General features: G+C 30.3%; 13 protein-coding genes and 1 pseudogene. 13 read left to right on the top strand and 1 reads right to left on the bottom strand.

Annotation, left to right across the window (positions count from 1 at the left end; translation table 11 throughout):
• The first annotated feature begins 19 nt into the window (after positions 1 to 19).
• The 12 genes from panB (at position 20) to AABM47_RS07770 (ending at position 10,501) form a co-directional block, all read left to right on the top strand.
• A complete protein-coding gene (panB, locus tag AABM47_RS07825; protein ID WP_338410372.1) occupies positions 20 to 838 on the top strand; it encodes a 3-methyl-2-oxobutanoate hydroxymethyltransferase in 819 nt (272 codons plus the stop codon).
• Positions 839 to 862: 24 nt separating this feature from the next.
• Positions 863 to 1,558 carry an RluA family pseudouridine synthase gene (locus AABM47_RS07820; RefSeq protein ID WP_338410371.1) on the top strand — a complete coding sequence of 232 codons (696 nt, stop codon included), beginning with the start codon at positions 863 to 865 and terminating at the stop codon, positions 1,556 to 1,558.
• Between the two features lie 99 nt (positions 1,559 to 1,657).
• Positions 1,658 to 2,512, top strand: a complete 855-nt coding sequence (locus tag AABM47_RS07815) for a neutral zinc metallopeptidase (RefSeq protein ID WP_338410370.1) — start codon at positions 1,658 to 1,660, stop codon at positions 2,510 to 2,512.
• A 262-nt stretch (positions 2,513 to 2,774) separates the two neighbouring features.
• Positions 2,775 to 4,130, top strand: coding sequence for a hydroxymethylglutaryl-CoA synthase (locus AABM47_RS07810; protein WP_338410369.1), 1,356 nt, complete (start codon positions 2,775 to 2,777; stop codon positions 4,128 to 4,130).
• Between the two features lie 118 nt (positions 4,131 to 4,248).
• On the top strand, positions 4,249 to 4,605 hold the full coding sequence (locus AABM47_RS07805; protein WP_338410368.1) for an SET domain-containing protein-lysine N-methyltransferase: 357 nt from the start codon (positions 4,249 to 4,251) through the stop codon (positions 4,603 to 4,605).
• A 77-nt stretch (positions 4,606 to 4,682) separates the two neighbouring features.
• Complete coding sequence (locus AABM47_RS07800) at positions 4,683 to 4,973, top strand: TIGR03643 family protein (protein WP_338410367.1); 291 nt, start codon at positions 4,683 to 4,685, stop codon at positions 4,971 to 4,973.
• Positions 4,974 to 5,396 carry a DUF2452 domain-containing protein gene (locus AABM47_RS07795; RefSeq protein WP_338410366.1) on the top strand — a complete coding sequence of 141 codons (423 nt, stop codon included), beginning with the start codon at positions 4,974 to 4,976 and terminating at the stop codon, positions 5,394 to 5,396. It abuts the gene before it with no gap.
• 22 nt (positions 5,397 to 5,418) lie between these two features.
• Complete coding sequence (locus AABM47_RS07790; protein ID WP_338410365.1) at positions 5,419 to 6,063, top strand: flavin reductase family protein; 645 nt, start codon at positions 5,419 to 5,421, stop codon at positions 6,061 to 6,063.
• The gene (locus tag AABM47_RS07785; RefSeq protein ID WP_338410364.1) at positions 6,060 to 7,568 is read left to right on the top strand and encodes a deoxyribodipyrimidine photo-lyase; all 1,509 of its coding nucleotides are present in this window, start codon (positions 6,060 to 6,062) and stop codon (positions 7,566 to 7,568) included. The genes AABM47_RS07790 and AABM47_RS07785 overlap by 4 nt, the downstream gene beginning before the upstream one ends.
• A complete protein-coding gene (locus AABM47_RS07780; protein WP_338410363.1) occupies positions 7,534 to 7,671 on the top strand; it encodes a DUF2256 domain-containing protein in 138 nt (45 codons plus the stop codon). Before AABM47_RS07785 ends, AABM47_RS07780 begins: the two co-directional genes overlap by 35 nt.
• 5 nt (positions 7,672 to 7,676) lie before the next feature.
• Positions 7,677 to 9,209, top strand: a complete 1,533-nt coding sequence (locus tag AABM47_RS07775; protein ID WP_338410362.1) for a cryptochrome/photolyase family protein — start codon at positions 7,677 to 7,679, stop codon at positions 9,207 to 9,209.
• Complete coding sequence (locus tag AABM47_RS07770) at positions 9,209 to 10,501, top strand: DASH family cryptochrome (RefSeq protein ID WP_338410361.1); 1,293 nt, start codon at positions 9,209 to 9,211, stop codon at positions 10,499 to 10,501. Before AABM47_RS07775 ends, AABM47_RS07770 begins: the two co-directional genes overlap by 1 nt.
• A gap of 12 nt (positions 10,502 to 10,513) precedes the next feature.
• Here the strand turns inward: AABM47_RS07770 and AABM47_RS07765 are convergent, their stop codons facing one another.
• Positions 10,514 to 12,049, bottom strand: coding sequence for a YifB family Mg chelatase-like AAA ATPase (locus AABM47_RS07765; protein ID WP_338410360.1), 1,536 nt, complete (start codon positions 12,047 to 12,049; stop codon positions 10,514 to 10,516).
• Positions 12,050 to 12,321: 272 nt separating this feature from the next.
• On the opposite strand from AABM47_RS07765, the pseudogene AABM47_RS07760 reads away from it, so the two are divergent.
• Positions 12,322 to 12,508: pseudogene (locus AABM47_RS07760) on the top strand (sodium:solute symporter family protein); the annotation flags it as partial.

Genomic DNA, 12,508 nt, shown 5'->3' with positions numbered 1-12,508 from the left:
TTAAATTTTATAAAATACTATGTCAGCAGCTAAAAAAGATTACAAAAGAATTACCACAAAATCATTAATTGAAATGAAGCAAAACGGAGAAAAAATCTCCATGCTTACTGCATATGATTATACCATGGCAAAAATTGTAGATACTGCTGGTGTTGATGTTATTTTAGTAGGAGATTCCGCTAGTAATGTTATGGCTGGTCACGAAACTACTTTACCTATTACACTTGATCAAATGATTTATCATGCATCTGGTGTTGTGAGAGCAATAGATCGCTCATTAGTTGTTGTAGATTTACCTTTTGGAAGCTACCAATCTGACCCAAAAGAAGCCTTGCGTTCTGCTATAAGAATTATGAAAGAAAGCGGTGGTCATGCAGTAAAACTTGAAGGTGGTAATGAAATTAAAGAAAGCATCAAACGAATATTAAATGCAGGTATTCCTGTTATGGGACATTTGGGACTCACACCACAATCCATCTATAAATTTGGAACTTACACCGTTAGAGCCAAAGAAGAAGAAGAAGCCGATAAACTAATTGACGATGCAAAAATGTTAGAACGCATTGGTTGTTTTGCTTTAGTATTAGAAAAAATTCCAGCCTTATTAGCAAAAAAAGTTGCCGAGAGCATTTCAATTCCAGTAATAGGTATTGGAGCAGGAAATGGAGTTGACGGCCAAGTATTAGTTTTACACGATATGTTAGGAATGACGCACGAATTTAGTCCTCGGTTTTTAAGACGCTATATGAATCTTTTTGAAGATATGACTAATGCAATAGGTCAATACGTTTCAGATGTAAAAGCAGTTGATTTTCCTAATGAAAATGAACAGTATTAATTTTGAAATTAGTATTTAAAACATATGCCTAACAAAATAATTTCTAACAAATCTAACCTCCAAATCATTCACGAAGACAATCACATCATTGTCATCAACAAACGAGTAGGCGATATTGTACAAGGTGATAAAACAGGCGACAAACCCTTATCTGAAGTAGTAAAAGAATACATAAAAGACCAATACAATAAACCCGGAGAGGTATATTTGGGAGTTGTACATCGCTTAGATAGACCTACTACGGGTATTATCATTTTTGCAAAAACTTCAAAAGCATTAACCCGTTTAAATGAATCATTTAAAAACAGAGAAACACAAAAAATTTATTGGGCAATTGTTAAAAACCAACCACCCAAAGAAACTGACACTCTAAACCATTTTTTAAAACGAAACCCCATAAACAATACTTCAAAAGCACATTTAAAAGAAGTGCCTGACAGTAAAATTGCCAGTTTAGAATATAAGATTATCAAAAAATTAAATAATTATATTGCTTTAGAAATTAATCTTCATACAGGAAGACATCATCAAATTAGAGCACAATTAACAGCCATTGGCTGTGCAATAAAAGGTGATTTAAAATATGGTTTTGACCGCAGCAACACTGACGGTGGTATTCATCTTCATGCCAGAAAATTAATTTTAACACATCCTGTTACAAAAAAAGTTTTATCTTTTGAAGCTCAAGTTCCTAAAGATGTCATTTGGAATGCTATATAATTCATTTTATCGATTTATTTATTTATTTATATGGTTTTTTTGTTACTTATAAAACAAAAAAATACTTTTATGAATCAATAAACACAAAGAACTACTATCATGAAATGGAAAAAACAAAAAAGTGATTCTTTTGAAGACAGACGTGCAATTTCAGGAGGTAGAAAAGCAGCTGTTGGAGGAGGAATAATAGGAGTTGTAATTTTATTACTCAATGCTTTTGGAGGAGATACAGGCCAAATGATTGGAAGCGGACTTGAAATGTTTAACCAAACGCAAGAACAAAATCAGAACACTCAAACACGAGAATTATCTGATGCTGAACAACAGATGGGTGATTTTACTGAATCTGTTTTTGTTTATAACAATGCAACTTGGCAAAAAATATTTACTGAAAATAATATAGGCACTTATCAAAAACCTGGTATGGTGTTGTTTTCAGAATCTGTTGAAACTGCATGCGGAAGCGCATCTGCATCTTCTGGACCATTTTATTGTCCTGCAGATCAAAAAGTATACATGGACTTAGTATTTTTTGAAGAATTAAGGACACGTTTTGGTGCAAAAGGTGGTGATTTTGCCATAGCTTACGTAATTGCTCATGAGGTAGGACATCATGTTCAAACATTGCTTGGAACATCAAAAAAAATAAGACAATTGCAACAAAACAGAAATGAAATTGAAGGCAATAAATTATCTGTAGCTTTAGAACTTCAAGCTGATTTTTATGCAGGTCTTTGGGCACATTATAATAAAAAATTACTAGAAGCTGGAGATATAGAAGAAGCTTTAAGTGCTGCACATGCAGTAGGTGACGATGCTATTCAAAGTAAAATGCAAGGACATGTAAACCAAGAGTCTTTTACACACGGTTCTTCAGAACAACGCATGAAATGGTTTATGAAAGGTTATGAATCTGGAGACATTAGAGAGCATGATACGTTTTCACAATTGTAGCCTTAGATCAAACCCCACAATAATCTGTTTAAGAGAGTATTCTAAAAAAAACTACTCTAAATTTTGTTCTATAACCTAATTTATCTGTGTGTGTTTTCTAAAAAACATTAAGTTTTCATAACAAGAACATAAATTAAATACTAAAAATTGTCATTTTTTTATGAAATTCTTAAAAATTGATGTCAAATTATTTTTTTATAAATTGTTTAGGTTATAACTGTTTTGCAATTATTAATTTTGACTTCATTTTAAAAAATAAATCATGCAAGTCGGAATAGATGCCATTCAATTTGATGTTCCTAAAATATATTTACCCATCGATGTTTTAGCCTTAAATCGCAATATTGAACCCGACAAACTGACCAATGGTTTAGGCCTTCAAAAAATGAGCTTTTTAGATGTTGATCAAGATATAATTACACTTGGGTCCAATGCTTTATTAAAGCTATTTGCTCAAGAAAATTTAAATCCAGCTGAAATCGCACGAATATATGTCGGTACAGAAAGTAGTTTAGACAATTCTAAACCTATTGCTTCTTATATTTTACAAGTAATTGAACAAGAATTAGGTTCAAATTCTTTTCAAAATTGTGATGCAGTTGATTTTACATTTGCTTGTATTGGCGCAGTTGATGCTCTACAAAATTGCGTTGACTTTATCCGTTTAAATCCTACAAAAAAAGCAATAGTTATAGCCACTGATAATGCCAAATATGATTTAATTTCTAGCGGAGAATATACCCAAGGTGCTGGAGCAATTGCTATGTTAATAACTTCAAGTCCAAGCATAATTTCTTTTTCAAATGAAACAGGAGTTTCTACAAATGGTGTTTTTGATTTCTTTAAACCAAAAGTTATATTGGATAAATTTGAAATAACTAAAACTTCAACAAATGAAGATTGGTTTGGCATATTAGAAACTGAAGTTACCATCTCAAAAGAACAACCCGTTTTTGACGGTCAATATTCAAATACATGTTACATTAACAGAATAAAAGAAGCCTACAGTAATTTTAAAAAAGAAAGCCCACAAAACGATGCTAATTTTAATAACTGGGAATTAATTTTTATGCACCTACCCTACTGTTATCAGGGCAGGCGTACTTTTATAGAAATTTATGCACAAGAAAATCAAATACTTTTAAATGCACAAATAGGTGAAAATGAAAAAGAAAAAATGCGCTCTTTATCAAAATCATCTGAATATGTAGCATTGGTAAATCAAAAAATAAAGCCATCAGAAATTGCTTCTGGTGAAGTGGGTAACATATATACAGGGTCAATATTTTTAGGTTTTTTGTCAGCATTATATGATGCATTGAAACAAAACAAAGATTTAACAAACAAAAAAACAGGATTTATAGCTTACGGTAGTGGTTCAAAATCAAAAGTATTTGAAGGAATTATTCAAGAAAATTGGGCGCATAAAATTGCAAAAACTCAGTTTTTTGAAGTTTTAGAAAAAAGAACTCCAATCGATTTTATAACTTATGAAAAATTGCATAAAAAAGAATTAAAAACACCAGTTTTAATAGCAAAAAATGAATTTGTGTTAGATTTTATAGAAAAAGAAAACCCTGTATTAAAAGGGGCTCGTTATTATAAATATGTAAAATAGTTATTTTTGATAGTTTTAACTATATTCGTATCATAACTCTAAAAAATTAAAACTGCAAAACTTACCCTTAATAATTGAAGCTTTAGAATCTGATTATTTATATATTGAAACTTCTCAATTGCCAAATGCTGGCAAAGGATTATTTACTGCAATAGAAATTTACAAACACGAAGTTATTTCTATATTCAAAGGAGAAATCTTGACCGAATTAGAAGCTAAAATTCGAGTTGAAAATAACCAAGATCGTTATTTTATAAATATGATAGACGGCACTATTATGGATTCTTTACATGTAGAATGTTTTGCTAAATATGCAAATGATGCTGAAGCTTTTGAAAAATCACAAATAAAAAATAATGCAAAAATCGCATTAGATGATGATGAAAATGTTTGCATCATTGCCTTAAAGAAAATTAAACCTAACGATGAAATTTTTTGCAGCTATGGTGTACGCTATTGGAAAAAACACTTGTAAATGATTTTGTTATATGAATAATATTAAATATTTTTTTAGTAATTTTGTTTATCTTTTAATATTAAATGTTAAACAAAATGAGTTTTACTTCAAAAGTCGTATTTACTGAAATACAAATTGATAGAATTATTGAAATGGCATGGGAAGACAGAACTCCATTTGATGCCATTAAATTTCAATTTGGCATATTAGAGTCTGACGTAAAAGCTTTAATGAAAAAAGAACTTCGGTTTGGCAGCTATAAATTATGGCGAAAACGAGTTGAAAACTGTAAAACAAAACATCTTGCAAAACGTAATGATGGTATAGACCGATTCAAATGCAAACAGCAAAGAATTATTTCAAACAATAAAATTTCTAAACGATAGATGAAAAAAGAAAAGCCAGATAATGTAGTTTTTTCAAAAGAAACTGGATATAATGCTAATGTATTGTCGTATTCTACCAATGTTGGCGCTCCTGCAATAAAGCTAGACAACCTAGTTGACTGGAAAAGTAATGGAATTAGAAATATAAACAAAGAATTTGAAAGTAAGTTTAATGAACTTAAACTTGAATATCAAAAGTTAATGCAAGAATATGAATGGAATGAAATAGTATACAATGCTAAATTTTCATTTGAACCTGTTGTTGGTGAAATTTATCATTTGTACTTAGCAGATAATGGAATCAATTTTTTATCTTTAATTCACCCTGAACATTGGAATAAAGTACATATTGGATCTTTTAAATTAAATAGTAATAAAAAATGGATTCATCTTGATTCAAAACAAGACAACTATTTTGAATAATGTATTAAACTAAAAAAAATTCATGCAAATACACATATCAAATTCAGATATTTCTTCGATGGAAAAATTATACCGAATAAACTTAATCAATAGTTTATCTGGCTTTAAAAGTGTGTGTTTAATTGGAACAAAAAACAATGATAATCAAACTAATCTTTCTATAATAAGTTCTTTAATTCATATTGGTTCAAATCCTGCTTTGTTTGGAATCATTATTCGTCCAGGAGTTGTTGAAAGGCATACTTTAGAAAACATTTTAGAAACAAAATATTACACCATAAATCATATCAATGAAACCATTTACAAACAAGCACATCAAACTTCGGCTCGTTATCCAAGAGACATTTCAGAATTTGATGCAACTGGTTTAGAAACAGAATATAAAAACGATTTTCAAGCACCTTTTGTAAAAGAAAGTCACATTCAATTTAGTTTAGAATTCAAACAAAAAATTGAAATAGAAATAAACAATACCCTATTAATTATTGGTGAAGTTAAAGATATTTACATTCCAAATGATAGCTTATTTGATGATGGTTTTATTGACATTGAAAAAGCAAAAACAATTACTTGTTCAGGTTTAGACAGTTATCATATAACTAAAAAAATTGACCGATTGAGTTATGCAAAAACTAATAAAGAGCCCATTTCACTTTTATTAAATTGAGTAAAAAAGACATAAATATAGTTTGGTTAAAACGTGATTTACGATTTACAGATCATGAACCGCTTTTTTATGCTTCTCAACAAAATTTACCTGTTTTATTACTTTATGTTTTTGAACCTTCAGTGATGAACTATGATGATTCAGATGTTCGTCATTGGCGATTTGTTTATGAATCTTTGCAGGCTATGCAATCAAAATTAGATAGCCTAAACTCAAAAATATACATTTTCTACAATGAAGTTGAAACCGTTTTTAGTCAACTAATTGAGGAATATATTATCAAAAATGTATATTCACATCAAGAAATTGGAAATAAAATCACATTTGACAGAGATATTCAAATGCAGCTTTTTTTTGATAACAATAAAATACTTTGGAAACAATTTCAAATACATGGTGTCATCAGAAAATTAAAATCTCGACAAAATTGGGACAAACGTTGGGAAAACATAATGCGAGATACTCCAAAAATAATTGATTTAAAAAAAATTAATTTTGAAAATTTAAACAACGATAAATATCAATCTATAAAAGGAGAATCATTACACCCTAAAATTACAACACGCAATAAAAACTTTCAACAAGGTGGTGAAAATTACGCATGGAGGTATTTAGATAGTTTTGTAAAAGAACGCTATGTTAATTATAGCAAACATATTTCAAAACCTGCTTTGAGTAGAAAAGGTTGCAGTCGTTTGTCACCATATTTAACTTATGGAAACATCAGTATGCGTATGGTTTATCAATATACCAATCAATTTTACGAATCTTCAAAAAACAAACGAGCCATTCTAAATTTTGTTTCAAGATTACATTGGCATTGTCATTTTATGCAAAAATTTGAAGATGAATGTGAAATGGAATTTGAAAACGCAAATAGAGCTTATGATAGTCTAATAAAACCAAAAAACGAAACCTATATAAAAGCATGGCAACAAGGAAAAACAGGTGTTCCAATTGTTGATGCATGCATGCGATGCTTAATTGAAACAGGGTATATCAACTTCAGAATGAGAGCTATGGTAGTTTCTTTTTTTACTTTTAATTTATGGCAAGATTGGCGAGAACTTCATTTTTTAGCAAGACAATTTCTAGATTATGAACCAGGTATTCATTATCCACAAATTCAGATGCAATCTGGTACAACCGGCATTAATACTATTCGAATTTATAATCCCATAAAAAATTCTGAAGAACATGATTCTGAAGGAGTTTTTATCAAACAGTGGTTGCCCGAATTAAAAGATATTCCAATTCATTTATTACATGAACCCTGGAAAATGAGTTTAATTGAACAACAATTTTATAATTGTGAAATAGGTAAAAATTATCCAGAACCAATTGTAAACATTGAAGAAACCCGAAAATATGCCAGTGATATTGTTTGGAGTTTTCGTAAAAAAGATGAAGTGAAAGAAGAAGGAAAACGTATTTTACAAAAGCATGTAACTAATCCTAATAAACCCAAAAATGCGAGGAGTAAAAAAACAAAACTTACCAACTAAAATATGTTTGGTTTGCAAAAAAACTTTCACATGGCGTAAAAAATGGGAGAAAGTTTGGGAAGAAGTTAAATATTGTAGTGATAAATGCAGAATGAATAAATAATGAAAATGAAAACTTTAAGATTAATTCTAGGAGATCAATTAAATAGTAATCATTCGTGGTTTAAAACCAAAGATGATTCTGTGACTTATCTTTTGATGGAAATTCGAACAGAAACAGATTATGCTACCCATCATATTCAAAAAATTGTAGGCTTCTTTTCTGCTATGAAATCATTTGCCAATGAATTAATAAAAAATAAACATCAAGTGATTTATACACCTCTAAATGATGAAAATAACTTACAATCTTTTGACAAAAATATTCAGTATTTAATAGAAAAACAACAGTTTACAAATTTTGAATACCAATTACCTGATGAATATAGATTAAACGAAATACTTAAAAATTATTGCAATTCATTATCTATTTCAAATTCAGTTATAGATTCTGAACATTTTTATACTTCAAGAACGGAACTTGGAACTTTCTTTGAAGGAAAAAAAACACTTTTATTAGAAAGTTTTTATCGTGCTATGCGAAAAAAACACAATATTTTAATGGATGGAGACAAACCTACAACTGGGAAATGGAATTATGATGGAGAAAACAGAAAGAAAATTCCGAAAGACCACAAACCTACTCCACCGTTAATTTTCAATAATGATGTTTCTGAAATTTTAAATGAAATTAAAAAAACAGATATAAAAACCATTGGTAATATAGATAAAAATAATTTTGTTTGGCCAATAAATCGCGAACAATCATTAGAATTACTTAACTTTTTTGTCAAAAATTGTTTGCATTTATTTGGAAGTTTTCAAGATGCTATGACCCCAAATGAATGGTCATTATATCATTCAAGAATTTCATTTTCTATGAACATTAAAATGATTTCTCCGCAAGAAGTTATTGAAGCTTGTATTTCTGAATGGCAAATTCGTCCCAATGAAATTGAATTCAATCAATTAGAAGGTTTTGTACGTCAGATTATTGGGTGGCGTGAATATATGCGAGGTATTTATTGGCTAAAAATGCCTGAATATGCCCAAATGAATTATTTTAACAATCAAGAAAAATTACCCGATTGGTTTTGGACAGGAAAAACTAAAATGAATTGCATGAAAGATGCGATTAATCAATCTTTAGATTATGCCTATGCACATCACATTCAACGGTTAATGATTACAGGTAATTTTGCGCTTTTAGCAGGAATTCACCCAGATAAAGTTGACGCTTGGTATTTAGGCATATATATTGATGCCATACAATGGGTTCAAATTACAAATACACGTGGCATGAGTCAATTTGCTGATGGAGGAATTGTTGGCACAAAACCTTATGTAAGTTCATCCACTTATATTGATAAAATGAGTCATTATTGTGGTACTTGTTTTTATAAGAAAGCGCTAAAAACTGGTGTAAAATCATGTCCTTTTAATAGTTTGTATTGGAATTTTTATGATAAAAATGAAGATAAATTAAGTAAAAATCCAAGAATTGGAATGATGTACAATGTATGGAAAAAAATGAAACCAGAAGCCAAAGTAGAATTATTACAACAAGCTGATTATTATTTAAAAAACATAAACGAATTATAATGAAAACTGCATTAGTTTGGTTCAAAACCGATTTACGATTAACGGATAATGAAACACTTGTAAAGGCAATTGCACAAAGTAAACTACTAATTTGTGTCTATTGTTTTGATGAAGCTCTTTTTGAAATTACCTCATTTGGTTTTAAAAAAACAGGTAATTTTAGAACTCAATTTTTATTAGAATCTTTAGCAGATTTAGATAAAAATTTAAGAGCAATAGGTTCTGGATTATTAATTGTAAAAGGAAAACCAGAAATTGAAATTCCGAAAATTGTTTCAGAATATAAAATCCAAAAAGTATTTGCAAAGCGTGAAGTAGCCTTTGAAGAAAAGCAAACTGAAAAATTAGTAGCCAATGAACTTTTTAAATTACATTGCGAATTTGAATCGTTAAGTACTAGCACTTTATATCATGCAGAAGATTTACCTTTTTCAATAAAAGATATTCCTGATACATTTACGACCTTTCGAAAAAAAACAGAGAAAGATGCAATAATCAGAGAAGCTTTTGATAAACCCAAAAAAATAAGTTCTCCTGAAATTCCAGAAATAAAACTTCCAAGTTTGAATGAATTGGGATTACAATCAATAGAAATAGACCAAAGAGCTGCAATTCAGTTTAAAGGAGGTGAAACAGAAGCACACAACCGACTAAATCATTATTTTTATCAAAGTCAATATTTATCAAGATATAAAGAAACACGAAACGGAATGATTGGTGCTGATTATTCTTCAAAATTTTCAGCATGGTTAGCTTTAGGATGCGTTTCACCTAGATATATTTATAATGAAATTAAAAAATATGAATCGCAATTTGGAGCAAATAATTCTACGTATTGGCTAATTTTTGAATTACTTTGGCGTGACTTTTTTAGATTTATGTTTAAAAAACACCAAACAAAATTCTTCTTGTTTGAAGGCATTAAATCCGAAAAACAAAATTCAAAATCAGTAAACGAAAAATTACTTTTGCAGTGGGTAAATGGTACTACAAATTCTGATTTTATAAATGCAAATATGCTTGAGTTAAAACTAACTGGTTTTATGAGCAATCGTGGAAGACAAAATGTAGCGAGTTATTTTTGCAATGAATTAAATATCGATTGGCGTTTTGGTGCTGCTTATTTCGAACAACAATTAATTGATTATGATGTTTGCAGTAATTGGGGAAATTGGGCATATTTAGCTGGTATTGGAAATGACCCAAGACAAAACAGAGTTTTCAATATTGAAAAACAAGCCAAAGATTATGATAAAGATAAATTGTATCGAAACCTTTGGCTGAAAAAATAGATTTTATAACAATTAACCCAACCATCCATCTCTATCCAAGCTTCTATACTGAATTGCTTCACCAATATGAGTTGAATTCACATTTTCTGTTTGTTCTAAATCAGCAATTGTTCTGGCTACTTTTAAAATTCTATCATAAGCTCTTGCTGATAAATTTAAGCGTTCCATGGCCGTTTTAAGCATTTGTAAAGATGCTTCACTCAATTCGCAATATTGTCTGACTTGCTTGCTGCTCATTTGAGCATTATAATGCAAGTTTTCAAAATTCTCATATCTCAAAGACTGTATTTCTCGTGCTTTTGAAACTCTCTTTCTAATTTCAACGCTACTTTCTGCTTTTTTGGTTTCAGTTAGTTTTTCAAATGGAACTGGCGTTACTTCAATATGAATGTCAATACGATCTAATAAGGGGCCTGATATTTTACTCAAATAACGTTGCATTTCCATTGGAGAACTTGAAACAGGCGCATCTGGATCGTTAAAATACCCACTCGGACTTGGATTCATGCTAGCCACTAACATAAAAGAAGATGGATAGGTAATGGTAAATTTAGCTCTTGCAATAGTAACTTCACGATCTTCAAGAGGTTGACGCAATACTTCTAAAACTTCTCGTTTAAATTCGGGTAATTCATCTAAAAATAAAACACCGTTGTGTGCTAACGATATTTCTCCAGGTTGCGGATAACTACCCCCACCAACTAATGAAACAGAACTTGCAGTATGATGTGGGCTTCTAAAGGGTCTTTGTGCCATCAATCCACCTTCTTTCGTCTTTCCGGCTACAGAATGAATTTTTGTAGTTTCCAAGGCCTCTTTCATAGTCATTGGTGGCAAAATACTAGGCAAACGTTTGGCTAACATAGTTTTTCCTGAACCTGGTGGACCTATTAAAATGATGTTGTGACCACCGGCAGCTGCAATTTCCATGCAACGCTTAATGCTTTCCTGCCCTTTTACATCAGAAAAATCAAATTCAGGAAATTCAAGATTTTTACTAAATTCTTCTTTAGAATCAATTTTTGTGGGTTCAAGCTTTGATCTGCCTTCAAAAAAATCAATGATTTGTAATACATTTTCTATACCGTATACATCTAACCCTTCAACAATAGCTGCCTCTTTTACATTTTGAATGGGTAAAAACAATCCTTTAAAGCCTTCTTCTTTTGCTTTAATGGCTATAGACAAAGCCCCTTTTATAGGTTGTAAACCTCCATCAAGCGAAAGCTCTCCCATAATCACATATTCCGATAAATTTTCTGCTTTAATTTGATCCGAAGCAACAAGGATTCCAACGGCCAATGTTAAGTCATAGGCAGAACCTTCTTTACGCAGATCTGCTGGAGCCATATTTATGGTAATTTTCTTACCTGGAAGTTTGTAATTATTGTTTTTAAGTGCATCAGCTATTCGATAACTACTTTCTTTAATGGCAGAATCGGGTAACCCAACTAAGTGGTATCCAATTCCTTTATCAATGTTTACCTCTACGGTAATGGTGGTGGCTTCAACACCAAAGACAGCGCTTCCAAATACTTTTACTAACATGGCTTATATTTTTTTAAATGGCTTATACATATACAAGTATAAGAAAAATAAAATTATTTTTTCTAAATATGATGCCCGTTTTATATTAAAAAAGAGCCTTTATTTAAAATTACCTATATTTGCTATTAATTTTATTGAAAACACTAAGGCTTTTTTTAAGCTACCTATATTTGATTTTTTCTTAAATCAATCTTGTTTTCAACTTTGCAATTTTTTGCATCTAGCCTTTTGAAAAAATTTCATATCGGGCAGTTTAATCTAAAATACGAATAATGCACACTATTGATTATTTAATCTTTGTGGTTTACATGTTAGCTATGCTAGGTGTGGGCTTTTATTTTTACAAAAAAAACAAATCACCCGAAGATTTTTATGTTAGCGGAAGAAATATGAGCAGTTGGCATATTGGCTTATCAGTTGTAGCTACTGACGTTGGTGGAGGGTTTTCTATTGGACTAG

The organism is uncultured Flavobacterium sp., from assembly GCF_963925415.1.
GTDB lineage: Bacteria > Bacteroidota > Bacteroidia > Flavobacteriales > Flavobacteriaceae > Flavobacterium.
The sequence above is the reverse complement of the archived record's forward strand: the minus strand, read 5'-3'. Positions and strand labels throughout refer to the sequence as shown.

Coding starts and splice junctions, on each gene's coding strand:
- AABM47_RS07800 (WP_338410367.1), top strand. CDS start 4,683: ATGAGTTTTACTTCAAAAGTCGTATTTACTGAAATACAAATTGATAGA.
- AABM47_RS07795 (WP_338410366.1), top strand. CDS start 4,974: ATGAAAAAAGAAAAGCCAGATAATGTAGTTTTTTCAAAAGAAACTGGA.
- AABM47_RS07770 (WP_338410361.1), top strand. CDS start 9,209: ATGAAAACTGCATTAGTTTGGTTCAAAACCGATTTACGATTAACGGAT.
- AABM47_RS07790 (WP_338410365.1), top strand. CDS start 5,419: ATGCAAATACACATATCAAATTCAGATATTTCTTCGATGGAAAAATTA.
- AABM47_RS07775 (WP_338410362.1), top strand. CDS start 7,677: ATGAAAACTTTAAGATTAATTCTAGGAGATCAATTAAATAGTAATCAT.
- panB (WP_338410372.1), top strand. CDS start 20: ATGTCAGCAGCTAAAAAAGATTACAAAAGAATTACCACAAAATCATTA.
- AABM47_RS07780 (WP_338410363.1), top strand. CDS start 7,534: ATGCGAGGAGTAAAAAAACAAAACTTACCAACTAAAATATGTTTGGTT.
- AABM47_RS07765 (WP_338410360.1), bottom strand. CDS start 12,049: ATGTTAGTAAAAGTATTTGGAAGCGCTGTCTTTGGTGTTGAAGCCACC.
- AABM47_RS07820 (WP_338410371.1), top strand. CDS start 863: ATGCCTAACAAAATAATTTCTAACAAATCTAACCTCCAAATCATTCAC.
- AABM47_RS07810 (WP_338410369.1), top strand. CDS start 2,775: ATGCAAGTCGGAATAGATGCCATTCAATTTGATGTTCCTAAAATATAT.
- AABM47_RS07815 (WP_338410370.1), top strand. CDS start 1,658: ATGAAATGGAAAAAACAAAAAAGTGATTCTTTTGAAGACAGACGTGCA.